At 70.0% G+C, this 26,292-nt stretch carries 21 protein-coding genes and 6 pseudogenes; 11 read left to right on the top strand and 16 right to left on the bottom strand.

Going from position 1 to position 26,292, the window contains the following annotated elements:
- Positions 1-179: 179 nt before the first annotated feature.
- The 5 genes from AB0N63_RS25230 to AB0N63_RS25210 form a co-directional block, all read right to left on the bottom strand.
- Positions 180-635 (bottom strand): ASCH domain-containing protein, encoded by a 456-nt coding sequence (locus AB0N63_RS25230; protein WP_365531749.1) that lies wholly within the window; start codon positions 633-635, stop codon positions 180-182.
- Between the two features lie 198 nt (positions 636-833).
- A complete protein-coding gene (locus tag AB0N63_RS25225) occupies positions 834-3,728 on the bottom strand; it encodes a trypsin-like serine protease (RefSeq protein WP_365531746.1) in 2,895 nt (964 codons plus the stop codon).
- A 53-nt stretch (positions 3,729-3,781) separates the two neighbouring features.
- Complete coding sequence (locus AB0N63_RS25220; RefSeq protein WP_365531743.1) at positions 3,782-4,093, bottom strand: trypco2 family protein; 312 nt, start codon at positions 4,091-4,093, stop codon at positions 3,782-3,784.
- 729 nt (positions 4,094-4,822) lie between these two features.
- Positions 4,823-5,380, bottom strand: a complete 558-nt coding sequence (locus AB0N63_RS25215) for an XRE family transcriptional regulator (protein WP_365531740.1) — start codon at positions 5,378-5,380, stop codon at positions 4,823-4,825.
- Positions 5,381-5,392: 12 nt separating this feature from the next.
- Positions 5,393-7,651 carry a helix-turn-helix transcriptional regulator gene (locus AB0N63_RS25210; protein ID WP_365531737.1) on the bottom strand — a complete coding sequence of 753 codons (2,259 nt, stop codon included), beginning with the start codon at positions 7,649-7,651 and terminating at the stop codon, positions 5,393-5,395.
- 248 nt (positions 7,652-7,899) lie between these two features.
- On the opposite strand from AB0N63_RS25210, the gene AB0N63_RS25205 reads away from it, so the two are divergent.
- From AB0N63_RS25205 to AB0N63_RS25195, 3 genes and pseudogenes are all read left to right on the top strand, one after another.
- The gene (locus tag AB0N63_RS25205; RefSeq protein ID WP_365531734.1) at positions 7,900-8,121 is read left to right on the top strand and encodes a hypothetical protein; all 222 of its coding nucleotides are present in this window, start codon (positions 7,900-7,902) and stop codon (positions 8,119-8,121) included.
- A 265-nt stretch (positions 8,122-8,386) separates the two neighbouring features.
- Complete coding sequence (locus AB0N63_RS25200) at positions 8,387-9,502, top strand: hypothetical protein (RefSeq protein WP_365531731.1); 1,116 nt, start codon at positions 8,387-8,389, stop codon at positions 9,500-9,502.
- A 182-nt stretch (positions 9,503-9,684) separates the two neighbouring features.
- Positions 9,685-10,059: pseudogene (locus AB0N63_RS25195) on the top strand (transposase); the annotation flags it as partial.
- 276 nt (positions 10,060-10,335) lie between these two features.
- Here the strand turns inward: AB0N63_RS25195 and AB0N63_RS25190 are convergent.
- Positions 10,336-10,487: pseudogene (locus tag AB0N63_RS25190) on the bottom strand (NUDIX domain-containing protein); the annotation flags it as partial.
- 7 nt (positions 10,488-10,494) lie between these two features.
- On the opposite strand from AB0N63_RS25190, the pseudogene AB0N63_RS25185 reads away from it, so the two are divergent.
- The 3 genes and pseudogenes from AB0N63_RS25185 to AB0N63_RS25175 form a co-directional block, all read left to right on the top strand.
- Positions 10,495-10,689 (top strand): annotated as a pseudogene (locus AB0N63_RS25185) (sugar kinase); the annotation flags it as partial.
- Positions 10,690-10,923: 234 nt separating this feature from the next.
- On the top strand, positions 10,924-11,760 hold the full coding sequence (locus tag AB0N63_RS25180; RefSeq protein WP_365531728.1) for an alpha/beta hydrolase: 837 nt from the start codon (positions 10,924-10,926) through the stop codon (positions 11,758-11,760).
- A gap of 22 nt (positions 11,761-11,782) precedes the next feature.
- Positions 11,783-12,316 carry a TetR/AcrR family transcriptional regulator gene (locus AB0N63_RS25175; RefSeq protein ID WP_365531766.1) on the top strand — a complete coding sequence of 178 codons (534 nt, stop codon included), beginning with the start codon at positions 11,783-11,785 and terminating at the stop codon, positions 12,314-12,316.
- A 979-nt stretch (positions 12,317-13,295) separates the two neighbouring features.
- On the opposite strand, the pseudogene AB0N63_RS25170 reads toward AB0N63_RS25175, so the two are convergent.
- The 3 genes and pseudogenes from AB0N63_RS25170 to AB0N63_RS25160 form a co-directional block, all read right to left on the bottom strand.
- Positions 13,296-13,760: pseudogene (locus tag AB0N63_RS25170) on the bottom strand (NB-ARC domain-containing protein); the annotation flags it as partial.
- Positions 13,761-13,974: 214 nt separating this feature from the next.
- Positions 13,975-14,235 (bottom strand): annotated as a pseudogene (locus tag AB0N63_RS25165) (Type 1 glutamine amidotransferase-like domain-containing protein); the annotation flags it as partial.
- Positions 14,236-14,345: 110 nt separating this feature from the next.
- Complete coding sequence (locus AB0N63_RS25160; RefSeq protein ID WP_365531725.1) at positions 14,346-14,738, bottom strand: DUF6193 family natural product biosynthesis protein; 393 nt, start codon at positions 14,736-14,738, stop codon at positions 14,346-14,348.
- Positions 14,739-15,085: 347 nt separating this feature from the next.
- On the opposite strand from AB0N63_RS25160, the pseudogene AB0N63_RS25155 reads away from it, so the two are divergent.
- Positions 15,086-15,278 (top strand): annotated as a pseudogene (locus tag AB0N63_RS25155) (transposase); the annotation flags it as partial.
- 153 nt (positions 15,279-15,431) lie between these two features.
- Here the strand turns inward: AB0N63_RS25155 and AB0N63_RS25150 are convergent.
- The gene (locus tag AB0N63_RS25150; RefSeq protein ID WP_365531722.1) at positions 15,432-16,076 is read right to left on the bottom strand and encodes a helix-turn-helix domain-containing protein; all 645 of its coding nucleotides are present in this window, start codon (positions 16,074-16,076) and stop codon (positions 15,432-15,434) included.
- Between the two features lie 163 nt (positions 16,077-16,239).
- Between AB0N63_RS25150 and AB0N63_RS25145 the strand changes: the two genes are divergently transcribed.
- The gene (locus tag AB0N63_RS25145; RefSeq protein ID WP_365531719.1) at positions 16,240-17,202 is read left to right on the top strand and encodes a zinc-binding dehydrogenase; all 963 of its coding nucleotides are present in this window, start codon (positions 16,240-16,242) and stop codon (positions 17,200-17,202) included.
- Between the two features lie 756 nt (positions 17,203-17,958).
- On the opposite strand, the gene AB0N63_RS25140 is transcribed toward AB0N63_RS25145, so the two are convergent.
- On the bottom strand, positions 17,959-18,588 hold the full coding sequence (locus AB0N63_RS25140) for an LUD domain-containing protein (protein ID WP_365531716.1): 630 nt from the start codon (positions 18,586-18,588) through the stop codon (positions 17,959-17,961).
- A gap of 156 nt (positions 18,589-18,744) precedes the next feature.
- Between AB0N63_RS25140 and sigJ the strand changes: the two genes are divergently transcribed.
- Positions 18,745-19,668 (top strand): RNA polymerase sigma factor SigJ, encoded by a 924-nt coding sequence (gene sigJ, locus AB0N63_RS25135; RefSeq protein WP_365531714.1) that lies wholly within the window; start codon positions 18,745-18,747, stop codon positions 19,666-19,668.
- 569 nt (positions 19,669-20,237) lie between these two features.
- Here the strand turns inward: sigJ and AB0N63_RS25130 are convergent.
- Complete coding sequence (locus AB0N63_RS25130; RefSeq protein ID WP_365531711.1) at positions 20,238-21,143, bottom strand: LysR family transcriptional regulator; 906 nt, start codon at positions 21,141-21,143, stop codon at positions 20,238-20,240.
- A gap of 144 nt (positions 21,144-21,287) precedes the next feature.
- On the opposite strand from AB0N63_RS25130, the gene AB0N63_RS25125 reads away from it, so the two are divergent.
- A complete protein-coding gene (locus tag AB0N63_RS25125; protein WP_365531708.1) occupies positions 21,288-22,406 on the top strand; it encodes a PrpF domain-containing protein in 1,119 nt (372 codons plus the stop codon).
- A complete protein-coding gene (dctA, locus tag AB0N63_RS25120) occupies positions 22,403-23,818 on the top strand; it encodes a C4-dicarboxylate transporter DctA (protein ID WP_365531705.1) in 1,416 nt (471 codons plus the stop codon). Before AB0N63_RS25125 ends, dctA begins: the two co-directional genes overlap by 4 nt.
- A 92-nt stretch (positions 23,819-23,910) precedes the next feature.
- Here the strand turns inward: dctA and AB0N63_RS25115 are convergent, their stop codons facing one another.
- The 4 genes from AB0N63_RS25115 to AB0N63_RS25100 form a co-directional block, all read right to left on the bottom strand.
- The gene (locus tag AB0N63_RS25115) at positions 23,911-24,438 is read right to left on the bottom strand and encodes a hypothetical protein (RefSeq protein ID WP_365531703.1); all 528 of its coding nucleotides are present in this window, start codon (positions 24,436-24,438) and stop codon (positions 23,911-23,913) included.
- Positions 24,439-24,687: 249 nt separating this feature from the next.
- A complete protein-coding gene (locus tag AB0N63_RS25110; RefSeq protein ID WP_365531700.1) occupies positions 24,688-25,077 on the bottom strand; it encodes a hypothetical protein in 390 nt (129 codons plus the stop codon).
- A 54-nt stretch (positions 25,078-25,131) separates the two neighbouring features.
- Positions 25,132-25,695, bottom strand: coding sequence for an N-acetyltransferase (locus tag AB0N63_RS25105; protein WP_365531697.1), 564 nt, complete (start codon positions 25,693-25,695; stop codon positions 25,132-25,134).
- A 50-nt stretch (positions 25,696-25,745) separates the two neighbouring features.
- Positions 25,746-26,027 (bottom strand): hypothetical protein, encoded by a 282-nt coding sequence (locus AB0N63_RS25100; RefSeq protein WP_365531694.1) that lies wholly within the window; start codon positions 26,025-26,027, stop codon positions 25,746-25,748.
- Positions 26,028-26,292 lie beyond the last annotated feature (265 nt).

The raw sequence follows: 26,292 nt of genomic DNA, 5'->3' as shown, positions 1-26,292 counted from the left end.
GCTTCTTGCGCCCCTGCGGAGTCCGGTCCCCTCGGATCTCGAAGTCCATCGCACCCCTTGAACTGGGGTGTTGCAACGACCACTAGAACCCAAGGACTCGTGCACGGCCCCTGACCCCGATTGGACCGGTGAGCGAGGTTGTGGTCCAACTACGTGACGAGTGAGCGATAGGCGGATGGTTAACCGGCAGGGCGAAGGTCGGTGATGAGGCAGAAGCGTTCCAGAACCGCCAGCGTCGTGTCATTCACGGTGAATTCGGAGTCCTCCAACGCGGCGCGCATCTCCTCGCTGTGCCAGAACCGCTCGTGGCCCGCCCGCCACTCGGCCACGCTGGTGTCCCCCTCGCCCTCGTCCACCACGTGAGCGAGATCCACCTGCCCCAGCGGGACGACACGCACGCCGGTGACCTCGATGACCGCGACTGGACGGTCATCCGAGTCGATGACCAACGAACGGCTCCCGATCACCGGCAGGGGCTCCCCGTCATGCTCGTAGTCGACAAGGAGTCCTGTCGTGGAGGTCTTGGAACCATTGAGGATCGCTGCGACGAGCTGGTCGCGCAGCGGGCCGGGGAAGGCGAACTCAGCCCTGGGCAACGATGCGAGGTCCGCAGGTCGGGTGGCGTCAATCGTCATGCGGTCACGGTAACTGCCCATGCCGCGCGGGCCCGCGGGAACGGCCCGTGACGTGGCAGGGGGCCGCGCGGGTCACAGTAGCCGCGCCGGCCGCTGATGTCGTGCCGAAGCGGTGCTACCGAGACCCCAGGGCCGGGGGGTACGAGTTGGCGGATTCCCATACGCCACATGCTGAGGACAACGTCGCCCAACCAGAGGTCAACGCTGGAGCCACTCAAGTAGTTCGTCGTGGCGTACCTGGTAGACGGTGCCGGCCGACCTCAGCAGTCCTCGTTCATGGCACCAGCGGAGGAACGCGGCCAGGCGCCACGGCAGCTTTCCGCGCGTGACCGAGATCAGGCCGAGGTACTGGCGACTGGTGACTGCGACAAAACCGGGCCCGGCAGCCACACTGCAGGCCAGGGCCGTGACGACGGCGAGCGGCCAGGGAACCCGCAACCACTCGACACTCAGCGTCCCGTAGAGCGTGAGGGCTGCGACGACGGCACCGGACACCACCCCTGCCATCGCGTCGTTGCGTAGCGGGGACAACGGCGTGGGCACCCCGGGCGGATCCGGGTCCGGGTCTCCGCCGTTGTTGCGCCGAGCGGCGCGCAGCCCTGCGGGCACCCCCACCGCCAGCCCGATTGCTCCGGCTCCGCATCCCGCGGTCAGACCGATGAAATCGCCGAGTCGGCCGGCGAGCAGCCCGGCCGCCACTGTCACCGCCAGGGCAGATGGGGTGCTGACCGCCACCAGATGGCGGCGGTCGATGTCCGCCCGCACCGACAGCGCCAGGCCGAAGCCGAAGACGGCTGCGAACCCGGCGCCGGCAGCGAGCGCGAAGCCCGGGCCGAACAGAGGCGTCAGCGGCAGCATGAGGACGCCGCCCAGTGTGGTGCCCAGGGCGATCCGGTGCCAGCCGATTCTGCTGCGTAGCCGCTGGAACAGTATTCGGCGGGGCTGCACGTATCGCGCACGTGCGTTCCAGGCCGACAGCAGCGGCGCAGGGGTCAGCAGTGCGAGCAGTACGGCACCAGGCCGTGGCAGGGCGTGGTTGTGGTGGAGGCAGACCGCCAAGGAGAGCAAGGCGGGCAGCCAGCAGGCGATGGTGATGGCTGCGGCGGCATAGCGGGCGCTGCGCGGCCCGGCGACCGGCCACAGCGTATGGATGGCCAGGTCTCGGGATGGTGTGACGGCACCGCTGTCGTCGGTCGGTGCCGCGGGGCCTCCGCGCAGGTTTGCGGTGAGCAGCCGCAGCCACTGGGTCACGGCTTGCGCCGGGTACGACCGATGCCGGTCGGTCGGATCCGGCTCGCACAAGGACGGGATGAGTTCCTCCAGCAAGGCCGCGTGCAGTTCCCGCTCGCGGCCACCCGAGGCCGGTGCCCCGATGAAGGAGCGGAGTTTCGCGGCTCCGGCTTCCGTCTGCGATGCCAGTGACGCCAGTGTGAGCATCCATGGTGAGGACAGCACGGCTCTCGTGGCCGTCCCTGGTGCGAAGAGGCCGTCCTTCAACTCGGCGAGCCGGGCCCTGTTCCTGGCCCGCTCTTCCAGGAACCGCTGGCCGTCGGCGGGCTGGACCTCCTCGATCCGCACCGTCGCACAGTCCAGCAGACGCTGATCGGCGTGGCTGAGTTCGGTGTACTCGTCCGAACGGCAGGTGAGCGCCAATGACCCGGCGAATCGGTTGAGCTGGGCCAGCGCCGCGACGGCCCTGGGCCGTCTGCTGTCCGTGGGGTCCATCTCGTCGAGGCCGTCCAGGACCGGCATGATGTGCCCGGACGCCAACAGCTCCCGCGCCTTGGTCTCGGAACCGCCCAGGTACTCCTGGCCCAGGCGAGTGCTGAACCAGTCGGCGAACGTTGCGCTGGTGTCCCATTCCGACAGGCCGACCGGTACCGGCACCGGACCGTCGTAGTGCTTGCGGGCGAGCACCCGGTGGACGAGTTCATACGCCAGGAGCGTCTTGCCGGAGCCGGCGTCGCCCGTGATGACCAGGCGCTTGGGTCGGAGCCCGTCCAGGTAACGGGCGATACCGTCGAAGTCTCCTCGCGGCCATGCCCTGTCCGCGTCCCTGCCGCTCTGCGGAACGGTGACGAACGTGACGTTGATGGCCTTGCTGTCGTTGCCCAGCAGTTGCCAACGGCGTCGCTCCACCTCCCCCCGGACTGCCTCGCGCAGCCTTCGGACCGCGGCTTCCCGGCCAGCCCCTGCCGACCGCGGGCCACGGAGCCAGTCGATGCACCACCCAGCCAGAACACCGGAGAGCGCCGACCCGATCGGCCAGGTGACGCCCGACGCGGACGGGGACAGGGCCAGGAGCGCCAGCATCGTCGTCGTGCCTCCTGCGGCAGGCACCAGCAGCTTCTTCAGGCGATGTCGCGAAGAGGGCGGCGGCATGGCGATCGGTGCGTAGTCCGGCTCGTCGTCGGGATCCGAAGACGTCTCGCCGATGTCCTCGGTGACGAAGTGGACACCGTGGCCGCGCAAGGTCTGCTCGAATCCCGGCAGCTCGGCGAGGACACTGACGGGTACTGCCTCCAGCACCCCGGGCGCGAAGCTCTTCTCCGTCGTCAGGACCGCGATCAGGTGCGGTCCGCACAGCAGCCCGGTCCCCGAGCTGCCGCGCCATCCAGAGCGGCTCAGCACGATGCCCTCGTCGACATGCACTGTGGTCATCCGCGACTTCATGCCGTGCAGCGGGTCCACATGGCCACGTATCGGCATGGTGTCCCGTGCGTGGTCGGGACGTGTGACCGCGTCGGGAAAGCCCAGTCCGAGGCAGGGCACGCGATTCTTGCCCACGATCCGCCCGAATCGCACCGGCGGAGTCACCGGCGGTTGCCAGCCCGGCCCCGTGATCCGCAGCAGCGCACCGTCCGCGTCCGGCAACACCTGCGAAGCTGCTGCTTCCGGCAGCCACACCAGTTCGGCAGCCGTCCAGTCCGTGCGGCCCGCCGGATCCAGCTGCCGGACCTCCACGCTGCCGCACATCCGGACCCCGTCCACGACGTGGTGCGCAGTGAGCACCACGTCGTCACCGATCAGGTACCCGCTGCCCGACTTGCCCAGGACCGGATTCCAGATCTCCATCACCCGTGCCTGGTCCATCCCCCGTCCTGTTCCTCACCCGACGAGCTGTTCTCCCAGCGGACCGTTCGCAACTATTTCGGACGCTGCGGAGAGTCGGCAGAGATCCTCAGGTCGTTGTCGTCGCCGTCGACCGGCTGCAGGGTGAGCTTGACACGGTGGGTCCGGCCCACGCTTGCCGTACCGTGGGCCTCGACCGTCCAGGGAAGAACAAAGACCTTGGCCTTGGCCCCGCCGTCCTTCTTGACTTCCACGGTGAACTCGAGCTCCACCGGCCCGGTCCTGAATTTCAGGGCCTCCTCCCTGCCCGTGTCCATGGCGCTCTGCAACTCGGCACGAATCGCACTGATGGTCTCCCCCAGCTCGGCCCAAGGTTCCTGCGGCACGGCGATACCCCCTGATGACTGCCCTTGACGCCCGGACGGCGCAAAGCGGCCGTGGCCAAACGCGCGCCGGCCCGCTTCGGTTCGCACCGTATCTGGTCCCGATCTCCCCGGGGGCCAGGACCAGCAAACACCTGCCGACTCGGTACGCATCGCCACACGCACGCGACGGCGCTCCTGTCCGCAACCACCTCTACCGGCGGGCTTCAGCCGGACTGCGCCAACAACGATCCTCGGGCAGTACGGTCACACTCCGTGATCAATGGCCGCCAAATCATCTGCGGTGTCCTTGCCGACCACGAGGCGCCACAGTCTCTGCCCCGGGACATCCCGTCTGCATTCCTGCCAACCTCTCCCCAGGGCTCTGCTCAACCCTGTCAAGGGCAGAATTTGCGGCAGCGTCGACTTTCGTCCGCTCGGACACAACAGGGCCCGCACGGGCACGGCTGGTGTGCAGGCATACAGCAGCACCAAGGTGAAACACCCGGTTGAGGCCGTGGTGACGGTCAAGCTCCCCGACGCCTACGGCCCCACTTCCACGGCACCGATGGCGAACCTCACTGCCGACGTGATCTCCCGAGCCCGGCGACACGCGGAAGCCCCATGGGCATGGAAGCACTGCTGGAGCCCTACCGGGCCGACCTCGTGGCCCAGCGCAGCAGCTGCGCGGAAACACGAGCAAGCCCCGGACCGCATCAGTCCGGGGCTCGCGGGCTGTTCGGGGTGCGGCTGCTACAGGTCGAACTCGATGTGTTCGATGTCCGTGAAGCGGACCTCCTCCAGGGAGCCGGCGCGGCGGCCGCCGTCCTGGAAGTAGACCTCCTTGAGCGCTTCGGCGGCGATCTCCTGAAGTCGGGCGTCGCTGGCGCCGGCCTCCTGGGCGTCGAAGAGGCGGGCGGCGTACTGCGGGGGCAGTGCGACGGTCAGGTGCCGGATGCGGTCCTGGTCGGTAGACCCGATCGGCGCGGTGTAGCCCATGCGGGCGCGGGTGTCGATGACGATGCCGCCCGTGCTCGCCGCCCTGGCCTTGGCCTTGGCACGGATCTGCGGCTGCCAGCGCTTCCTCACCTCGCGCTCCAGGCGTGCGGCGAGGTCGGGGCGGGGCTTCTTGATCTGGTCCTTCACGTACCGCTCGACGGTGCGCTGGGAGACCCGCAGCAGTTGGGCGACCGCCCTGGTGCCCTTGAGCTGCTTGACCAGGTACCGCATCCGCGCGCCGGCCGACTTCGGCGCCGGACGGGTGAACGCCTTCTGCACCGCGGCCTCCAGGCCGTCCCCGAACAGGCTCATCGCCGCCTTCTCCTACTCTCCGTTGTCGACGTCGGTGACGGTGCCGTCCTTGATGTACCGGGCGAGGTTGAGCTCCGGCGCGTCGAACCGCTCCCGGACTTCCTCGCCCCACAGGACGGACTGGGTGCCCTCCCACTTGACCAGGCCGGGGTTGATGCCGAGCTTGAAGCCGCCGGGCAGCGGCTTGCCGTCCCGGTAGGGCAGGAAGTCGAGCGGCGAGGGCCCGCCTGCGGCGTAGACGACGCAGTCGGACAGGATCGCGATGGGGTACTGGCCGGTGAACGCCGCGTGCTTGACGATCTTGCGGTGCAGGTTGATGCGGGTGCGGGAGATGACCGCCGCCCGGATGTCCGGCCGCCATGTCGGCCGGGACAGGGCCCGCCATGGCTGGCCCGGCCGCCAGCCCTCGCCGCGCGGGCGCTCGCGCAGCTTCCCCAGGCCGCCCTTCACCGTCGCCTTGATCGCCGAGACCACGATCGCCAGCTCCGGGTCGCGGGCCTTGTAGCCGTCCATCGCCGCGAGGAAGTCTGCCGGAGCGAGGTCGGCGTCGACGCCGAGGTCGGCCATCGTGGCGAGGTAGGCGTCACGGAGCCGCTGGTACCAGCCGTCCAGGTAGCGGCCGTTCTCGTAGCGCACCCACGCCTCGATCGGCGCGACGTCGTAGCCGAGCTCCTGGGCGTACGCCACGGTCGGCGTCGCGTACCAGGCCGGCCCCCCGGGGTGCTCGCCCTTCGGCGTGAACGGGGACGGCAGCAGGCTCACATCCAGCTCCACCCACTTGTCCTTGCCGACCTTCACCTTCGACAGGTCGACGTGGCTGAGGTCGACCAGCCAGGAGCCGGGCAGCTTCGGGTCGAACACCGGGCTCTTCAGGTGCGTCGCCTCACCGAGGCCGACGACCAGGCCGTTGGCGCCGGCGGCGAAGGCCATGTTGACGTCGATGCCGACCAGGTGCCGCAGGGTGCACTCCGCGTCGGTCATCGGCCGCGCCCAGTCGTACGCCTCCTCGAACAGCTTCTCTCCGGTGCCGCGCACGTGGAAGCGAGGCACGTCCTTGAGGACCGGGTGGCCGTCAGGGACCTCGCACGGCGGCCAGTTCATCGGGGCGACGGCGTCCTTGCCCAGGCTGCCGGGGTTGTGCTCGGAGTGCCGCTTGCCGTCGGCGTCCGGCTCGGAGGCCCGGGTCGGCGGGTGCAGGGCGGTCATCAGCTCCAAGCCGGTCACGGCCGTGGAGCCACGCGGCGTCATGACCCGGGACGCGTACACGCCCAGGACGCGGGCGAGTTCGGCCGGCGGGAGCTGCCCGGCCTCGCCCCAGTGCCGGGTGTCCAGCGCGTGCCAGGAGGGGATGCACAGCTGCACGCAGGCCCGTTCCGAACCGGTGGCGGGGCGGTAGATCCGCGCCCAGGGGCCGAAGCCGCGCTTGGTCAGCTTCCAGTCGGCGCGGGTCAGCTGCCTGATCACCTTGTGGCCCTCCGGGAGCCGCCCGGCGTGCTTCTCCTCCTGCGTGAGGGTGACGGGCAGGCCGTAGCGCTCCAGGGCGGCTTCGGTGAGCACGAGCAGCGGGTCGGCGTCCTTGCCCGGCCCGGCGAGCTTCGGAGCGCCGAGCTTCGCCTCGCGCAGCGTCCAGTCGACCAGGGACGGAAGGGACTTGGCCGGCACGTCCAGGACCAGGCCGCCGACGCAGTACGCCAGCACCTTCCCGTCCTCGACGTCGACGACCGCGAGCGGTCCGTTCTCGAACCGCGGGTCGGCGCCGCCCGCCGGGGTCCCGGCCGGGGCCGCCTTCTTCGCACCCGGGCGGCGCGATGTCGACGGCGTCCTGGTGGTGCGCGCCGGATGCGGCGCTGCCGCCGGAGCAGCGGCCGCGGGAGCAGGGGCAGGGGCCCGGGTATTCCTGGGTGCAGTAACGTCCGCAGCCCGGATGGCCGGGCCTGTGGACGGAGTCTGCGCTTCCGCCGGGGCGGGAGTGGTGGTGAACGCGGCCGGTGCCGTTGCGTCCGGGACGGGTGCGGTCGCGTCGGCCGGGTCGGCGGGGTAGAGCTCCGCGAGCTTGTCCAGCAGCCGGGCGTAGGCGTCACGCTCCGGCGGGCGAGGCTCGGTCTTGCCGGACTCCCAGCCCGACACCGTGGCCCGGCGCACCTTCAGCGCGGTAGCCACTTCCTCGATCGTCAGACCGTGCGCGGCCCGCAGCCGCTTGCGCTCCGCCGGCGGCGGCAGCACGGCGCGGGACGCGAGCAGCGCGTCGACCGCGTCGAACAACTCGGACATGGAACACCTCCTGACTGACACCCTACCCCACGGAACGTACAACTCGCGTACGGTTCGCGTACGTATGGCGAATGTCAGGCGTTCGAGGGGGGAATCGACTGTGGCCCGCGCGGGCCTCGTGCTGGGGCGGGCTCAGATCGCGGCGAGGAACAGTGCGGCGACGGCGCGGACGGTGCGGGACGGTGGGCGGTCAGTAGCCGCGGTGCCGGCGCCCGGAGTCGTGGGGGGGGCGCCAGACTCGCGCCGTCATGAGCACGATGCGACGGCAGCTCACCACCGGCCCGGGCACCACCACCAGGACCACACCGCCGACCCCGGCCCCGCGGCCGTTGCCCATCGAGCGGACCGCCGCCGACGAGCACCACGAGCACGCCGACCCCGGCGGCACCGGAAACCCCAGCCGATCCCCCTGCCGTCGTGTCTGCCGCAGATCGCCGGGACACGTCCAGTACAGCCAGCACGCTCCGTAGGCCGCTGTCCTGGTGTGCTGCTCATCCGTGCTTCAAGGTCATCTCATGTGGCGAGTCGGCGATAGCAGATGAGGGTGCAGGCGGGGCTGGTGAAGGCACGCCGCCCGACGGTACGGCATGCCACCGCGCCCCGGGGACGACAGCTGTCTTTCTCGTCGACCTTCACCGGGGCCAGTGAACGGACGTGGTGCGGACAACTGCGCGTCAGTACCATACGGTTCGAGATCTGGCGAGCGCATCCCACACCGGACGAGGAGACCACCGAATGGAATCACGCGTCTTATCCGCGGCCTTTCTTGTCGTCGCCCTGACCGCCGTTACGGCCTGCGAGTCATCGGGAGACGGAAAGCACACGGCGTCGGCGCGGCCCAGCAGCACCGCGCCGAGAATGCGCCAGAATTCCGTTGTCGGCGTCGTGGGAACGAGCCCGGGGACCAAGGCGGTGGGTACTCCCTCGACGGCCAGGGTTGTGGGCCTGGGCTATGAATTCCGCCTGCTGGGAACGGCGACGCCCCCGGTCGTCAGCACCGACCAGGGGCCACGCCAGGCGGCAGCGGGGCAGCGGCTGCTGCTGGTCCGCTACGACGCCACCGGCTCCCTGGGCGGGCAGTCCGACTCGAACACCCCCGGTCTCACCAAGAGGGCCACCCTTGTGGCGGACGGCACCCGTACCGTCCTCAGTCCGGACGCGCTGCCGTCGGGACACGACGAAACCGTCGCGATGTCCGTCGCCGAGAACGCCCACGACCTGTCCCTCGAAATCGAGACGGGAGATCTCGTTCAGTCGCTTTCCCTGGTGACCGGGGAACGCTCCGGCGCTGATCCGTTGGTGCTCTACCGGACGGACACCGATAACCAGGATGCGACGGGTTTCCCGAGCGTCACCGCGGAAATCTCCAAACGCCTTTCCTTCCCCTTCGCTCTCATCTCCTCGAACGGGCAGCAGGACACGTTTCCCGACGGGAAGTACCCGACGACGATCGACGTCGAGAAGGCGCATCTCGCTTACACCCTCACCCAGCCCGACAACGAGCTCAGGTTTCCATCGAGTCCCGACAAGGCGTTCCTCACCCTGGACACCCAGGTGACCGGAGGAAACAGCTGGATGACGGCTCTCCCCACGAAGGACTTCGTCCTCACCACCGACAAAGGGCAGAAAGTACCGGCGCAGCGGTTCGACGATCCCGGGCTGCGGACGGGCGACCTGCAGGACTCCGACAACGCCTTCTTCGGTGGAAAGGTCTACTGGGAGGTCCCCGGTGACACCAAGTCGGCGACGCTCACGATCACGGCCACGAAGAACCACCACATGGGAGGGCTCTTCAACAGTTCGATGCTCGACTACCACAACAAGAGGCAATCCCTCGACATACAGTTCTGACCGCTTCCGGTCAGACGTCCACCACGCCTGGCCGGGCGCCCGTGAGCGCCGGTCCCCGGCCGTCCCGGCGGGGACAGACCCAGGACTTCGGCGTAGTTTCGTGACGATCTGCCAGTTCGGTGGTGCCCCGGAACGGGACAGGCACGGCTTCCAGGACCATGCAGTTCTCAGCGCCCTGTGCGTCCGGCTGTATGTGTCAGCAGCTACCGGCGTCGTCGTTCGGGCCGTCCGGCGCGGCGGTCCACCGCCGGTTCGCCGAATGGACGAAGGGCCGGTTGAGGGGCCAGGCTCCACCGCCTGGTCCTCGACGAACTCGGCTCCCGCGGCGACCTGGACTCGTCGCGATGCGCAATCGACTCGGTCAACATGCGGGCCCTGGAAAGGGGGATCTGACAGGTCCGAACCCTGTCGACCGGGGCAAGCACGGCTCGAAGATGCATCTGATCACCGAGCGGACCGGTCTGCCTCTGTCCGTCGGCATCTCCGTCACCGACGTCCACGACAGCCAGGCCCTGGTCCCGCTCGTGAAGGGCATACTTCCGATCCGGTCCCGCCGAGACCGCCTTCCCCGACTGGCTGGACCGCTACAACTACCACCGACCCATCGACGGCCAAATCCCCAGCCAACCGCGCCACCAACCTCTCCGAACGACACACCCAGCCGGTGCGGACGCCACCCCGGAAGTACCCGACACCGCGACCGGGAGCGCCGCAGCGGCTCGGCGCTGAGCACCGGAGCGGCCGGCTGAAACGCCCGGTGGCCAACTGAAGCGCTCGGTCACACAGCGGGCTCTTGTTGCGGTCGATAGGTGAGCCCGAGCTCAGGAGTCCGGCACCACGGCTTCGTGCACGCCGAGCCAGTGAGGCTCAAGCCGCTGCGGTTGATGAAGGTGAGCGGCAGGCGCGGCAGCGCACGAATGCCCAGCTCTTCGGCCAGCTCCCGCGCGGCGGCCCGTTCGTAGGACTCGCCGACCTTTGCGGCGCCAGTGCGCGCCCACGCGCGGCGCCACCCCGCAGCCCGCGTCGGCATCGAGCTGGGCCGGCTCGGCCCGGACACGTTGACCGTCGGCGCCGCCCCCCTGCCGCTCGCCGACTTGTTCGCCCACGGCGGCCGCCGGGCGCCCGCGGCGGAGGAAACGGCGCCGTCACCGGCGTGGCAGGCGGCGCTGGGCGGACGGCTGACATAGGCGCGCCACGCGGTGGAGTGCGGGATCAATCGCCTCAAGCGCCACCGCGCGGTCGCCACCCGCTGCGACAAACTCGCCGTCCGCTACGAAGCGACAGCGCTGGTTGCGGCCATCAACGAATGGCTGTGAGCGGCACGTTGCGTTCCTCGTGGCCGTGCCGGGGTTCGGTGTTGACAGGTTCAGCTAACGTCTTTAGCCTATAGCTAATCGAGTTAGCTAGATTGGGTGGATGTCGTGACCGAGTACCTCGCCGTCGACGGCGGCACGATTGCTTACGAGGTAACGGGTTCCGGCCCGTTGATCGTTCTCGCGCACGGCATGGGCGATAGCCGAGCCGCGTACCGTGGTGTGGTCCCGGCACTGGTGGCGGCGGGCCATCGGGTCGCCTCGGTCGACCTGCGCGGCTGTGGTGAGTCCAGCGTCGGCTGGCCGGCCTGGAGCCGTACTGCCATCTCCGGCGACCTGCTCGCCGTGATCCGCCACCTGGGCGGCCCGGCCGTGCTCGTCGGCCACTCGATCTCCGGCGGCGCCGCCACCATCGCCGCGGCACAGGCACCCTCCCTGGTCACCGCGGTCGTCGAGCTGGCGCCGTTCACCCGCAAGCAGTCGATCCGCCTCGGTGACCTGAGGATGAAGCGCTTCCGGCAGGGCATGACGCGGCTGCTCGGCGTGGGCATGTTCGGCAGTGTGGCGCTGTGGCGCTCTTACCTCGACGTGGCCTACCCCGGCGTGAAGCCGGCCGGCTGGGCCGAGCGGCTCGATCGCATCGACTCCCTGCTGCGTGAGCCGGGACGCTTGAAGGCCCTGCAGAGCATGGGCCGCTGCGCCCCGACCGACGCCGGCGCGCAGCTCGGCAACGTCCGCTGCCCGGTCATGGTCGTGATGGGCACGCTCGACCCCGACTGGGCCGACCCTCACGCCGAGGGGGCGGCAATCGTTGACGCCCTGCCGACCGGCCTCGGCCGACTTGAGATGATCGAGGGCGCCGGGCACTACCCGCACGACCAGTTCCCCGACCAGGTCCTCTCGCTGACGTTGGCCTTCCTCCGATCGGTGGCCGACCGTGCCTAGGGCAGGCCTGGACCCGGCAGCCGTGGTGGCGGCCGGCGCCGCCCTCGCCGACGAGGTGGGCCTCGCCAACCTGACGATGGGGTCGCTGGCCGAGCGAGTGGGCGTACGCACCCCGTCCCTGTACAAGCACGTGAGCGGCCAGGAAGACCTCAATCGCCGCATCGCAGCTTTGGCATTGAACGAGGCCGCCGACGCCGTCGGCGGCGCGGTCCAGGGGTACGCGGGCCGCGACGCCCTGGAGGCCGCGGCCCGTGCCTTCCGCGCCTTCGTCCTGCAACACCCCGGCCGGTACGCTGCGACGATCGGCGTGGAACCGTCCGGCCCGGACGACCCGCTGGCCGCCGCGGGGCAGCGGCTGCTCGGTGCGTTCACCGCCATCCTGCGCGGCTACGGGATCGCGGAGCCCGACGTGGACCACGCCCTGCGCACCCTCCGCAGCCTCTTCCACGGCTTCGCCACATTGCAGGTGGCCAACGGCTTCCAGTGGAGCGCCGACATCGATGAGAGCTTCGAGTGGCTGATCGCCTTCGCCGACCGGGGCCTGCGCGCTCTTTGAGAACGCTGCCCGGCGGTAGTCGATATCTGACATCCGTGTCCGTGGCCTGGCCTTGCCAGGAGGAGAGATTGTTCCGGGCGGTGAGGGTGTTGGGATGGTCGGGTCCCAGCACCCGCACGGAGTCCTCCAGGAGCTCGACGAAGGCGGCCGCAGCCCCTGCCGCGTCCCCCGCCCTTCCCTGCCACTCGGCGAGGTTGTGCCGGGCACCAAGGGTGAAGTAGCTGTCGGGACCGAGATAGCGGGTGGTGGTCTGCACCAGTCGGCGGAAGTAGTCCCTGGCGGCTGTCGCCTGGCCGACCCCGCCGAGGCTGCTGCCGGCCTCGTACAGCACCTCGTGCGCGTCCGGCTGGTACAGGGCCTGCTCCGTGTGTCCCGCGAGGACGGTGGTGTTAGCCCGGAGGACTTGGGCCAGGGCGGTGCCGTACTCCTTGTCCGGCCAGGCGGCGAGGAGGGCGTCGGCGGCGGTGCGGGCTAGGCGGTGGTGCTGGTCGAAGGTGAGGGTGTCGCGGACTGCGTGCTGGATGAGCTGGTGGACGCGGACGGCCTGGTGAGGTGTGGTGGGGGTGTGTTCGATCAGGCTGAGCCGCCTGAGCGCGCTGAGGGCGAGTGTCACGTGTTCGGGAGTGACCGGCCCGGTGGTGCCGGGGGTGGTGGCGGTGAGGTGGGCGAGTGCCGGCGGGCTGGTCAGGACGGTGTCGGGGATGCCGTTGGGGTCCAGGAACGCGGCGAGCTGGAGGACCGGCCGGGCGAGCCCTGCCGGTCGCAGTGTGTCGGCGCGGTCGATGGACAGGCTCCAGGCGGCGGCCACGGTGTGGGTCTGGTCGTCGGGCAGGGTGTCGGGGGCGGTGTCGGCCAGTGTGCGGGTGCGGTCGGCCAGCAGGGCCCGGTAGGCGCGGCTGGTGATGCCGGTGTCGATGAGATATGCGATGGCCTGGGACAGCGCCAGCGCCAGCGGCAGGTGGCCGAGGTCGTCGGCCAGCGCGGCCAGGTCGTTGCCGGGTTCGCTGCGGCCGTGCCCGGCCAGCGCGCTGGTGAGGTAGTCCTCAGCCTGCGCTTTGGTGAACAGGCCGATCTCGATCAGGCGCCGTCCCTGCCCGGTCAGGGCGGCGTCCCTGCGGCGGGTGGTGGCCACGGTGCGGCCGTGCGGGCCGGCTGGTGTCCACAGGCCGTGCAGGTCCGCGGGGTCGCCGATGTCGTCCAGGACCACCAGCCACCGGCATACCGGCTGACCGGGTTTGGGTTCCAGCCAGGCCAGGAACTCCCGCGCCGCTGCCTGCTCATCGCCGGGGTCGGCGGCCGGCAGTTCGACGGCGGCCTGGGCGTAGCCGCCGGCGGCCGCGGTGCGGTTGCTGGCGGTGATCCATCCCAGCACGTCCAGTTCACCGGCTTGCCAGGAGGTGCGGGCATAGTCGGCGGCCAGCTGGGTCTTGCCGACCCCGCCCATCCCCACCAGTACCCCGCCCGGCAGGCCCAGTTCCGGTGCACGGTCGGTGGATTCCACGACGGCGGTTCCGGCTGCGGTCAGGGCCTGGGCGAGGCGGTGGGCCTCGGCCCGGTTCTGGAACCACTGGGCCCGCGGTGGGATCACTCCGACCTGGTGCGGCCGAACGGCAGCGGTACGGGGCGGGAGGTAGTTGTTCTGCTGGTTGTGGTCACCGTATGACGTCGGTGTGGAGCAGCCGGTCGAGCACCACATGCTGCGGCAGGCCATTCAGCTCCAGGGCGTCGAACTCCCGCCAACCGAGGCCGTTCAGCCTGTTCATGTCCGCGACGAACCACCCATGGTCCCCGGGCTCGGCGACTGATGCCGTGGGAACGTACACGACGTTCGCCGATCCGAACGGCCTACCCAGCATGTCCCGCAGCGCATCCCGCAACGTCTCGTTACGCAGGCCACTCGCCGTCAACAGAAAGTTCATCGGGCGAGCCAAGCACGACTCACGGCCCGCGCAACGAACCCAGAGTCCACCGATACCGTCATGGCATGGCCACATCAGGAACAGGCACTGATCTCGTCCTTCGACCTTCGTCAGTCTGTGTGCCTCTTCGTTGTGGCTTCATGAGCCGCGAGTTCTTCCGGTGTGCCCAGGAAGGCAGGACCGCAGCCCGCTGGAAGACGCTGGACCACCATGGCGATGGCCTCCTGGGCTGTAGCTGCCGGGCCAACTGTCTGGCTTCGGAGGGGACCGGAGACCCAGTAGGTACCTCCGGTGGCGGGCTGGATGTACGGGATGTCCCAGGTCCACCGCCATTCGGTGCAACGGCTGAAGTGAAGTTCTCCCATCCCGGTCCAGGGGAACAGTTGCCGCAGGCAGGGCTCGGCATAAGCCGCTTCCAACAACGCCGGCCGTACCCGCCCGTCGTCCCGTACTGCCTGCCAGCCTGCTTCAACGACGGCTTCGCGCGCTGCATCCCTGTTCACGTCACCATCGTGCACGAGGGATGCGGCCGGCCGAGCCGCCTGACTGATCGAATGGTCCTTCGGACTTGACCCCTCGGGATGGGAACGGCCGGACGCGAGAGCGGCCTTCGTTTGATCGTTTGCTCCGTCACGGAGTGGATCAGCGGACGGCCGGATCGCGCTGGCCGCGGACGTCTCGCCGCGGCTGCGGCCGGACGCCAACACCTGCCCTGACCGGACCTTTTGTCGCACCTTCGGCCGCGGAGGGCGAAGCACCAGACGATCCCGTGCTGGCCCTACTCGGTCGTCGCCGCGCTGGAAACCGGCCGCACCTCATGGATGGCCGTGCTGGACGCCGGCCTACGGCGCCCCGGGAGAAACCGGCCGAACCGAACAGACTGACACCCGCCCGTGTCCGACGAGGGTTCCGGAACCTGCGAGCGAAGCCCCGGCTCGCCAGCTGGTGCACCGAAACCGTCCGGCCCCGGCCCCGGGCCTGGTCGCCCGGCCGGCTCGAAGAACCGCCATCTGGCCACTCGCCATGACGTGGGCAAAGTCCTCGTGACCGGCGAGGCATACGGCCGACCTGCTCACCACAAGGTCGGCACGACCCCCCGCCGCACTGGACAAACGAGCCCCTTTCCAACCTGGCTGCGACAGAGACCCGTCGAGGCTGTCTTGCTGCGCGGTTGACGGACCTGCAGGTGACGGAATTCACGGCGTGCTGGGCGAGTCTGTGACCAGCAGGCGTGGTGCCGGCGGCAGCGGCGTAGGCGCTCCCGTCTCTGGTGCGGCGCGAAACGCCTCGATCACGTAGGCGGCGAAGCGGCGGGAGGCCTTGGCCCGGGCGGTACGCGGCGTGCCTCGGAGGCCCCGGTGGGCCATGAGCATGAGGATCAGGTCGTCGACGACGAAGCCGGGGCGCAGCTGGCCGGTCTCCTGGGCGCGGCGGGCCAGTTCTCCGACCGCGCGCAGAGTCTGCTCCTGGTCGGCGGCGAAGTCCATGGCCTCGGGGAAGGTCGTCATGAAGGCGTCGGCGAATCCCCGGCTGTGCGCGTGGAGTTCGCAGATCCGCTCGATCAGGCTCCGGAATCCGTGCCACGGGTCCGGGTCCGTAAGGGCGTCGCGGACGGCCGCGTGGCAGGCTCGTCGCTGCTCGGCGAAGGTCTCCGCGATCAGTGCCTGTTTGGCCGGGAAGTGCCGGTACAGCGTGGCGGGGCCGACGCCTGCGTGCCGGGCGACCTCGCGCATGGGCGCACTCAGGCCCTCTTCGCCGAACACCGCGCGGGCGGCATCCAGGATGCGGGCCCGGTTGTCGCGGGCGTCGGAGCGCACGGTCTGAGGCAAACGGCTGGTCATCGTCTCTCACTTTAGCCAAACGGACGGGGGCGTCCGTTACGGTCCGATGGCGGTGCTGCCGCCCCGTCCCGCCACTTCGCCGGTGATGCTCCGGCCGTGGTGGCCGGCTCGACGCCCGCGACCGCAGCTGCGATCCGTCTTTCCCCCGACCCGAGGAGCCGAGATGAAAGCCGTCGTGATCAGGACGTTCGGAGACCCCGATGGCCTGGAGATCGTCGATGTGCCCGTGCCCGTTCCTGCCCCGGGGCAGGTGCGGGTCGCCACGGAGGCGATCGGGGTAGGCGGCGTCGACGCCGTGATCCGCCGGGGAACGCTTGCCGCCTACGGCTTCCGGGAGGGCCACATCCTCGGCAGCGAGGTCGCGGGAAAGGTCACCGCGGTGGGAGGGGGCGTGGACGCTTCGTGGATCGGGCGGCGGGTGTGGGCGTTCACCGGCCTGTCCGGTGGGTACGCCGAGCAGGCCGTCGCCTTGATCGAGGACGTCCTTCCGCTGCCCGACGGCCTGACCGGCGCTGACGCGGTGACCCTCGGCGGCTCCGGCGTGGTCGCCCACTTCGCCCTGGACCGGGCCCGTTTCACGTCCGGCGAGGCGGTGCTCGTGCGCGGTGCTGCGGGCAGCATCGGGATTACGGCGGTCCAGCTCGCAGCAAGGGGCGGTGCGAGCGCGGTGGCTGTCACCACCTCGTCGGTGGAGCGCGGCGCCCGCCTGCGGGACCTGGGCGCGACCCATGTCCTTGACCGCTCCGGTGAGGACGGCCCGGACGCACCGGCGGGCTTCGACGTGGTGATCGATGTCGTGGGGGGTCCCCAGCTTCCCCTTTTCCTGGACAAGTTGGCCTCCAACGGGCGGTACGTGGCTGTCGGCGTGGTCGGTGGGCAGCCGCCGGCGGACTTCGGTGTGCGGCTGATGGACGCCTTCCGCAGGTCGTTGTCGTTCGCCACTTTCAGCTCTGACACCGTGCCCGGCCCCGACCGGCAGGCCGTACGGTCGTCCCACTTCGCCGATGCTGCGCACGGTGACCTGCGCACAGTCGTGCATGCAGTGTTGCCGCTGGCCCAGGCGGTGCTGGCCCACCGCGAGATGGACGCGGGGAAGGTGTTCGGCAGGGTTGTGCTGGCGCCCTGAGCCGGGCCGGGACGGTGTTGTCGACGTCGCGGGCCTGTCGCCGCGGGCGAATGATCGCCGGGTCCTGTGTGTGCCGTGCGCCAGCTGGTGCTACGAGATGCGCAAGCGCGGCGGCAGAGAGGCCGAGTGCGACCGTTGCCATCGCACGCTGATGGTCAGCGGTGGCATGTGTCGGATCATCGTCGCCGAAACCGAGGTCGACACCGCCCAGATCGCGATGAAGAACAGCGATCAGCTGTGGTTCGCCGGCCCCCGTGCCGCCGGACCGGCGGTCGGACGCCTCCTGCTCGGCACCGCGGCGCCCCAGGGCCGATTCGCCCTCGAACAACGCCGCGCCCGCGCCCGGGCCAAGTCCGAACGCCGACTGTCCGACCACCTCGTGGACCCCGCCCAGCTGGAACTGTTCCCATCCCCGCCTCGGGACTGGACCCGCCTGGACACCAGCAGCCGCCCGCCCTCACCGCTGCCGCAGGCAGCCTGGTCACTTCACCGCCTACGTGCGCAGGCGCGGATGGAACACCGACTTCTTCAACGGCAGCATCCGCACCCTGCGCATCGTGACCGGGCACCTCGGCGCCGCGGCTCCCATTCAGCAGAGCGACATCCGGGCACCGGCCTCTATGAGAGCCGACCTCCAAGGCGCCCGCACGCATCGTCAACCACCTCCGCCAACGCCGCCTGCTCGCCGCGCAACCGCCCACCGACCCCTTCTGCTGCGGCAGCAGGGGCCGGTTTCGCCGGTCCGGTTCGGTGCGGTCAGAACCCGATCGCCTCGCGGAGCAGCAGGACGGTGCCCCGTCCGGGCTCGGTGTCGGCGTTCATGATGAGCACCCGATTCAGCGCGACGGGCTGCCCGTACACCTTCTGGGTGCGCTCGTTCTCCAGAGGCAGACAGTGCTCTTCCACTCGCCGCAGCGCGGTGGGCAGGTCCGGTACGATCTTCTGCGCTCCCACGACCCAGATCGCCCGAGCGGCGGCGCCGGCGTAGCCGGGCAGCTGGCTTCCGCTGGCCGAAGCTGCCACCAGGGACCCGGTCTCAGTGACCGCGGCGACGCTGCCCACGATGAAGTCCGGGACCGACAGGGCCGCCCAGATCTCGTTCCGCTGCGTGGCCCGATCCATCGTCCAGCCCCGGGCCTTGACCGAGTCGTAACGGCCGCTGGTGTTGAGGTCGTCGTCGATACCGGAGAGGCGAAGGGTCTCACTCGCTCCGGTGAACACCGCGGCGCCTTCCGGGATCATCTGCTGGACACGTGCCCGCGCGCCAGCGGCGTCATCGACGATCTCCACTACGAAACCGTGGTCGGTCAGCGCAGCAGCCGCCCGCTGCAGGCGCTCCTCGGCGGCGAGGTCGGTGAACGACGGTGCGGGAATATCGGTGGTCATGATGAGCCTCCTGCTCGCAAGAAGGTGGTGTTGCCGTCTCCCTCTGGCGACAAGGCAGCCCCGCGAAATGTCAGGCGAGGTACTCGGGCTCACATTCCGATGCGCTGTCCTGTCGGATGCACGAGAGCGGATCCAAGAGAAGGAGACAGCGCCACCATGACCCCCCAACCCGAGCCGGACCTGGAAAGAGTCATGGGTGAGCGGCGGCAGCTGACCAACCTCACCTACCGGCTCCTCGGCTCGCTGGCGGAAGCCGAAGACGCCGTTCAGGAGACCTACACCCGCTGGTACGCCATGTCCGCTCAACAGCGCGGCGCCGTGGAGGCGCCCGGGGCATGGCTGACGACGGTCGCCACCCGCATCTGCCTGAACCTGCTCGGCTCGGCGCGCGCCCGGCGCGAGACCTATGTGGGCGACTGGCTGCCCGAGCCGCTGCCCGGGCCCGCCGACCGCGTCGGCTGGGCCGCACCCGCCGGCACCGACCCCGCTGACCGGGTGACTCTGGACGAGTCAGTCAGCATGGCGTTCCTCGTCGTACTCGACTCCATGACCCCGGCCGAGCGCGTCGCCTTCGTCCTGCACGACGTCTTCGGCTACCCCTTCGCCGAGGTCGCCGAGATCACTGGCCGTACTCCGGCCGCCTGCCGCCAACTGGCCTGCTCCGCCCGGCGCCGCGTCAGCAAGGCACGAACCGCTGCAACCCTCCCGGGCTCGGCATCCCAGCGAGCCGACATCGTCCGCGAGTTCAAGGCAGCCTGGCAGGCCAAGGACATCGCTGCCCTCATCGGCCTGCTCGACCCCGACGCGACAGCGGTCGCCGACAGCGGAGGCCTGGCGCTGTCCTTCCTGGACCCGATCAAGGGCGCGGAACAGATCGCCCGCGGTTGGATCGAGATCGCCAACCGGGCACCAGGCCCCATGGCGTTGCTGGAACGCACCGTCAACGGTCAACCCGGTCTGGCCGCCGAGCAGGACGGCGTCGTCGTGACGGTATTCGCGTTCGACGTCGTCGACGATCGGATCCGGCACATCTGGGTCATCCGCAACCCTGAGAAGCTGCGGCCCTGGACCGTGAGCTGACGTCAGAGAACCGGTAACGCCCGCCCGGCGACTGCCGCCACGCGCCCTCTCCGTCAAGCGCTCGGACTGGCGGCCGGGAGTGGCGGGAGCCGCCCTGCCCGCTTGCCCCGCTGCGCCTGCCGCCTGGTGTCGGCGGCCACCTTCGGTTCCAGTACCGGTCGATCACCCGCTGGTACAGGCTGCGCAGCTACCCGTTCACGATCTCCCGCGCCCGGTCCACCGGCTTGTGACCTGGCCACTGTCCCGGTCAGGCGGACGCGCCGCGGCGCGGCGACACAGCGTCTCACCCGCACGAGTGGCTCGCAGCGCGGGTCCTTCTGCGACCTCCCGGTTTCGTGTCAGTGCGTCACCTGTACGAACACCGCCCCGCGGCAGTGGAGTCGTCGCGATCTCTCACCCCCATGACAGCGCACTCCGCTCGGGAAGTGGACACTGACCTGCACCCACGCACAAGCCCTCACGCCAGGGCTGCTCGCCGCCGCCCGCTGCTCAGGTCTGACACCGAGGTGCGGGGTCTGGATTGGTGGCGCTGAGCGCGACGGTTCCATGACCGGCCGCGTGGTTCGGTGTCAGAGGGTTCGGGCCGTAGCCGCGTCGCGGAGGAGTGCGGCGAAGGCCAGGGCGGCGGGGGTGGGCGAGTGGTCGGCCATGCGAACCAGGAGGATGCGGCGGATGGGGGCCGGCGCCTGGAGGGGCAGGACGCTGACGCCAGGTCGAATGCCCTCCAGGGCCAGGGTGGGGGCGAGGGCGACGCCGATGCCGGCGGCGACCATGGCCTGGGCTTCCTGGTAGTCGTGGGCCTCATAGACGATGTGGGGCTCGAAGCCGACGGCGCGGCAGCCGCGGACCAGGGCTTCGGCCACCGGATGTTGTTCGGCGCGGGTGATCCAGGGGTCGTGGGCGAAGTCGGCGAGTGAGGCGCTGCCGCGGTCGGCGAGTGGATGCTGGTCGCTGACGAGAAGGGCCGGCGGATCGTCGAGAAGCGGGGTGACGACGATGTCCTCCCGGTCGATTCGGCTCCAGTCGTAGTCCCACATCAGCGACAGCTCGATCTCCCGGTTCTCCAGCATGGTCCACAGCCCGGCGATCCGGGCGCTGCGGACGGTCAGCCGTACGTCGGGGTGGGCGTCACGGAAGGTGATCACGGCCTGCGGGAGGAGCGAGGCGCCGACCGTGGGGAAGGTGCCGACGCGCAGGATGCCCGCACGCAGGCCGGCGAAGTCGGCGAGTTCGTTCTCCGCGGCCTGTAGTTCGCGTTCGATCCGGTGCCCTCGTTCGGCCAGTGCCCGGCCGGCCTCGGTGAGGGTGACGCCCCGGGCGTGCCGTTCGAGCAAGGGCTGGCCTGCCTCCGTTTCCAGGCGGCTGATCTGCTGCGATACCGCTGACGGCGTGTAGTTGAGGGCACGGGCTGTCGCGGTCACCGAACCGCGCCGGGCGACCTCCGTGAACAGCAGGATTCGCCGGACGTCGAGCATGCCGCCACCTCCAGCGTTTACTTCAGCTTAATAGCCATGCAGATTTCCGAGATTGTACTTCATGCTGGCGTAACCCACCGTGGAGGACACCACGCACGGCGAGACCGACGGTGGGTCCCCTTCCATGGCTGTGAGGAGTCAGTTGTGCTGCGTCTGCAGGGCGAGATGATCCGCGGAGGAACCAGCAAATGCTGGATCTTCGACCACCACGACGTGGCCGCCACGGGCGTGGACGTCGATGCCCTCCTGCTTGCCGCCTTCAACGCCGCCGACCCGCGCCAGATCGACGGCGTCGGCGGCGCCTCCTCCACCACGTCCAAAGCCGCCGTCGTACAGGCTTCGACCCAGCCGGGTGTGGAGGTCGAGTACGCCTTCGCACAGGTCGGGATCGGCGACGAGCGCGTGGAGTGGGCCAGCAACTGCGGCAACTGCGCCACTGCCGTGGCCCTTTACGCCGTCCACCACCAGCTCGTGCCGATCACGTCGGGCACCACCACCGTCCGCATGCTCAACGTCAACACCGGGGCCCGCCTCACCGGCACCATCCCCACCCCCGCGGGCCTGGCCCCGGAGGAGGGCACGGCCGTGGTCCCGGGTACCTCGGCACCGGGCGTGCCGGTCCTGCTCGGGTTCGAGGACCCGGCGGGCTCGACGACCGGCCGCGCACTGCCGACCGGCCGGACACTGGACGAGCTGACCGGCCCGGACGGACCCGTCGAGGTGTCCCTGATGGACGCCGGCGCGCCCGCCGCGCTGTTCGAGGCCAAGGCGTTCGGCCTCGAGGGCACGGAATCCCTCACCGCGTTCGCCGCCGCAGTACCCGCGCTGACGCTGCTGCGCCGACAGGCAGCGCTGGCCATGGGCCTGGCCCGCGAGGACGATCCGGTCAGTCACACGGTGCCGAAGATGGGCATCGTCGCCCGACCTGCGCTCTATCGCACCGCACAGGGCATCCTCGTCAACCAAGACGAGTACGACCTGGCCGTGCGCATGGTCTCCATGCACGCCCCGCACCCGGCGATCGGCCTGACCTCCGCCGTGGCCCTGGCCACGGCCGCCGCCACCCCTGGCACCCTCGCCCACCGCGTCGCCCGGCAGACCACCGACGGCACGCTGCGCCTGGGCACCCCCGCCGGCGTGGTCACCACCCGAACCGTTCCCGCACCGGACGGCGCGTCCCCCACGGTGCTGCTGCACCGCGCCGCCCGGCGTATCGCCCGAGCCGAACTCCTTGTACCCGTCCTGGAAGGACGCCCCGCATGAGCCGCAACGACGCCGCCCCGGGTACCGTCACCGCACCACCGGGCCGCATCCGCCGGATGCTGTCCCATCTCTACGTCCAGTGCCTGATCGCCGTCCTTCTCGGCGCCGCCGTGGGCGGGCTGTGGCCGTCCTTCAGCGTCGACCTGAAGCCGCTCGGCGACGGCTTCATCGCGCTGGTGAAGATGTTCATCGCGCCGATCATCTTCTGCACGGTCGTCCACGGCATCGCCTCCATGGGCAACGCCCGCGCGGTCGGCCGGGTGAGCCTGAAGGCTCTGGTCTACTTCGAGGTGCTGACCACCGTGGCCATGGTGGTCGGTCTGGTCGTCGTCAACGTCGTCCGGCCGGGCAGCGGTCTGCACGTCGATGTTTCGGCCCTGACCGACAAGGGCCTGCCGCCGGAGGCGACCACGGCCCACGAGGGTTTCACCGATTTCCTCCTGGCCGTCATCCCGGCCACCCTGGTCAGCGCCCTGACCGGCAACGAGATCCTGCCGGTGCTGCTGGTGTCGGTGCTCATCGGCTTCGGCCTGCATGCCAGCGGGGAGGCCGGCCTGGGCATCGCCCGGGGCATCGAGAAGTTCTCCACGGTCCTGTTCACGCTCATCCGCTGGATCATGCGGCTCGCCCCCGTCGGCGCGTTCGGCTCGATGGCCTTTACCATCGGCCACTACGGCCTGGGCACCCTGCGTCACCTGGCCCTGCTGGTCGGCTCGTTCTGGCTGACCTCCCTCTTCTTCGTCCTGGTCGTCCTCGGTACCGTGATGCGTCTGAACGGACTACGGCTGCTGCCCTTCCTGCGTTACATCAAGGAAGAGCTGCTGATCGTCCTGGGCACCTCCTCCACCGAGCCCGTCCTGCCGCGCATGATGGCCAAGCTGCAGCACGTGGGCGCCTCGAAACCGGTCGTCGGCATCACGCTGCCCGCCGGATACTCCTTCAACCTCGACGGCACCGCCATCTACCTCACCATGGGCTCGGTCTTCCTCGCCCAGGCCCTCGGCATCGACCTCAGCCTCCCCCAGCAACTGGTCATGCTCGCCGTCATGCTGCTCACCTCCAAGGGCGCCGCAGGCGTCACCGGCTCCGGCTTCATCGCCCTGGCCGCGACTCTCAGCGCCGTCCCGCACGTCCCGGTCGCCGCCCTCGCGCTGATCTTCGGCGTCGACCGGTTCATGTCCGAAGCCCGTGCCCTGACCAGCCTGGTCGGCAACGGCGTCGCCACCCTGGCCGTCGCCCGCTGGGAGGGCGAGCTCGACGAGGACCGCGCCAAGGCTGTCCTGCGCGGAGAGATCCCCTACGCCCCCACCCCCGCTCCCTCCGCGGTGACAACCGAGCTCGACCCTGAGCAGACGCCCGCACCCGCGGCGATGCCCGGACCGACCCGCGACCCGGTCCCGGCCGCGAACTGATCGGGCGTGCGCGGGCCAACCCGGAGCAGATGCTCCGGGTTGGCCCGCCCGCGACGGGACGTCGTGCCTCGTGCTCAACTGCCTTGACCTCCCTACAGCTGGTCCCCCTTGCTGGGTGTTCTCGGAGGATGCGTCCCGCCACCGTCCTTGATGTCCACTTCGCAGGTGCGCCGGTCGTAGGACCGGTCATTGGGGATCAACAGCACCGCGCCGACCTTCTCAGGGTGCTCGACGTCGAGCCAGTAGTCGCCCGTGAGGGGGGCGTCGGCCGGCCCGAACGCCTGGGACGAGGTGACCGTCTGACACCCCAACGCCACGCGCTCCTTGTCGACCGCGCAGGCGTCCACTGCTGGGTCGGAATATTCATCGGCGCCGTCGAAGCGGAAGCGGAAGTGGACCTGGTCACCTTCGGAGGGCGCCTGCGGGTGGGGCTCAAGAGTCCAGTCAACGACCTCTGCGGTGACGCCGAGTGGCTGCCCGTCCGTGTCCACGATCTGCACCTTGACACCAGCCTTACCGCGCTCCGCCGTCGTATCGGTGCAGCCCCAGGAAGAGCAGCCGGACAGGGCGAGAATCACCAGAGCCAGCGGGGCAACGGCGAGTACTCGTGCGGGGAACACCGAGATGACCTCCGGTCGGGGTGGGCGGGGCAGTGTATCCGGGGGCCTGGCGGCTGCGCGTAATGGGGGCGATTGCCTGCAGCGGCGAGGCCGAAGCGCAGGGCAGACCAGTGAAGCGGGCGGGCGCTTGCAGCGACTGCATTTGCGGTGGCATCGAACCGTCGTAGCTGTCGGCCACGGGCGCTGCGTCCCGGGCCGATCGGCTGGACAGGCCCGGCCTGGAGGCCTGAGGGGCCAGGAGGGCGAGCGCTATGAGGCCTGGCAGGGAGCGTGCGGGGTGCCGTGGTCTTCAGCGTACTTGCGCGAGTCCGCCTGGTCTGGTCTGGTCTGGTCTTCAAGGAGGAAGCCCCTGTTCGCGAACAGGCGGACGGAGTACTCGTCCGACGTGTCCGAACCGTAGTCCGCCAGCACCGGCGAGAGATCGAGCACCTCGTCGACCAGGTCGGCGACGAACCGGGCGAGGGGTCCCCGGGCTGCCGGTCGTCCGACGACGGAGGCAGCGGCAGGCAGGACCTTGTGCGGGTCGAAGGGCCGAAACCTCTTGCCCAGCGCCGCCGGACGGCCCCGCGACCGCATCTCCTCGACCGACCCGGCCTCGAACCGTCGATCCCCGCCGCACACACCTTGATCGTCTCGCATGAAAGAACGCGAAACGCCGGCGAGTCGCCGCCGCGCCTTCGTGCGTGGCAGCGGTCAGCCTTGTCGGCGCAAGTCCAGCATGTAGAAGACCTTGTCGTAGCGGCGTTCGCCGACGGCGACGAAGTCGGGCAGACGGCCGTACTCGGTGAAGCCCAGCGACCGGTAGAGGCGCAGGGCACTGGTGTTGTCGCCACGGGCGTCCAGGGTGAGGACCTCGATACCCGTCTGTCTGGCGTCAGCGATCAAGGCAGCGGTCAGCGCCCGACCGACACCACGACCATGGGCAGCAGCGTCTACCGCGATCTTCTCGAGATCGGCGTGTGGCCGATGGGTCGGTCGGGCGTAGCGGAGCCAGTACCCCAACCCGACCAGCTGACGGCCGAGATAAGCGGCACGCAGGGCCCCATCCCCGGCCTGCACCGCGGAGACGACGTGCCCGAGAAGCTCCGTCACCTCATCCCGCGAGGGTGGTTCGACCCAGCCCAGCGCGGCACCCACACTGACCAGGCTCGCCAGGATCCGGTGGGCCGACTCCGCAAACCGGACCTCCAGCCGCGGATCGGAAATCAGCTCCGTGGCGTCAAGAATGGCGGGCTCAGTGTTCACACCGCTGGTCATGGTCGGCAGCATAGCCAGCGCAGGGCCCAGCCAGACCCCGCGCCCCAGCCTCAAGTGGTCCCGAGCCGGTTACCGCGCCACGCTCCCGGCCGTAACGCCGCCACGGCCGATTCGCCGCCATCACCGGGACGCTTGCCGCCTACCGCCCGCTCGATCAGCTCCTGTGCCCCGAAGGCTTCGTCGGCCGACAGGAACCACTCGGGATCCGCGACCGGGGACGGCCGCTTCGCGCGCAGCCGCGTCCGGCAGTTGTTGCGGACGACCGAACGCAGCCATCCGCCGACTGCGGCGGGGTCGCGTACGTCCTGGAGCGAGAGGATCGCGGTCACCATCACGTCCTGCACCCTCGCCCACGAGATCCGACGCCGTCGGTGGACCGCAAGCGACGGTCCGGACCACAGCCTGAAAGAACACCCCTACGACGCCCTCACCCACACCCACCGCTGCGAGGGCGGCAGCCGTCAACTGATCCACCGGAGCCACACCAGCCCACGCGCGGTTCCCCCCGGCCGGCCGGACGGCACACCCTCTGTGCTCGTTCGCTCCTCGCTATCGCGAAAAAGAAAAGAGGCGGGAGCTATGGACCTGGTGCCGCCC

This window comes from Streptomyces sp. NPDC093260, assembly GCF_040683715.1.
Taxonomy (GTDB): domain Bacteria; phylum Actinomycetota; class Actinomycetes; order Streptomycetales; family Streptomycetaceae; genus Streptomyces; species Streptomyces sennicomposti.
Note: the sequence above shows the minus strand (reverse complement) of the source record. Positions and strands in the feature narration are given on the sequence as shown.

What these genes read in the sequence shown, in the direction of transcription:
- AB0N63_RS25230 (WP_365531749.1), bottom strand. Translation starts at nt 635, where the DNA reads ATGACGATTGACGCCACCCGACCTGCGGACCTCGCATCGTTGCCCAGG.
- AB0N63_RS25200 (WP_365531731.1), top strand. Translation starts at nt 8,387, where the DNA reads ATGGAATCACGCGTCTTATCCGCGGCCTTTCTTGTCGTCGCCCTGACC.
- AB0N63_RS25150 (WP_365531722.1), bottom strand. Translation starts at nt 16,076, where the DNA reads ATGACCAGCCGTTTGCCTCAGACCGTGCGCTCCGACGCCCGCGACAAC.
- AB0N63_RS25110 (WP_365531700.1), bottom strand. Translation starts at nt 25,077, where the DNA reads ATGCGAGACGATCAAGGTGTGTGCGGCGGGGATCGACGGTTCGAGGCC.
- sigJ (WP_365531714.1), top strand. Translation starts at nt 18,745, where the DNA reads ATGACCCCCCAACCCGAGCCGGACCTGGAAAGAGTCATGGGTGAGCGG.
- AB0N63_RS25225 (WP_365531746.1), bottom strand. Translation starts at nt 3,728, where the DNA reads ATGGACCAGGCACGGGTGATGGAGATCTGGAATCCGGTCCTGGGCAAG.
- AB0N63_RS25100 (WP_365531694.1), bottom strand. Translation starts at nt 26,027, where the DNA reads ATGGTGACCGCGATCCTCTCGCTCCAGGACGTACGCGACCCCGCCGCA.
- AB0N63_RS25145 (WP_365531719.1), top strand. Translation starts at nt 16,240, where the DNA reads ATGAAAGCCGTCGTGATCAGGACGTTCGGAGACCCCGATGGCCTGGAG.
- AB0N63_RS25210 (WP_365531737.1), bottom strand. Translation starts at nt 7,651, where the DNA reads ATGTCCGAGTTGTTCGACGCGGTCGACGCGCTGCTCGCGTCCCGCGCC.
- AB0N63_RS25140 (WP_365531716.1), bottom strand. Translation starts at nt 18,588, where the DNA reads ATGACCACCGATATTCCCGCACCGTCGTTCACCGACCTCGCCGCCGAG.
- AB0N63_RS25205 (WP_365531734.1), top strand. Translation starts at nt 7,900, where the DNA reads ATGAGCACGATGCGACGGCAGCTCACCACCGGCCCGGGCACCACCACC.
- AB0N63_RS25215 (WP_365531740.1), bottom strand. Translation starts at nt 5,380, where the DNA reads ATGAGCCTGTTCGGGGACGGCCTGGAGGCCGCGGTGCAGAAGGCGTTC.
- dctA (WP_365531705.1), top strand. Translation starts at nt 22,403, where the DNA reads ATGAGCCGCAACGACGCCGCCCCGGGTACCGTCACCGCACCACCGGGC.
- AB0N63_RS25105 (WP_365531697.1), bottom strand. Translation starts at nt 25,695, where the DNA reads ATGACCAGCGGTGTGAACACTGAGCCCGCCATTCTTGACGCCACGGAG.
- AB0N63_RS25130 (WP_365531711.1), bottom strand. Translation starts at nt 21,143, where the DNA reads ATGCTCGACGTCCGGCGAATCCTGCTGTTCACGGAGGTCGCCCGGCGC.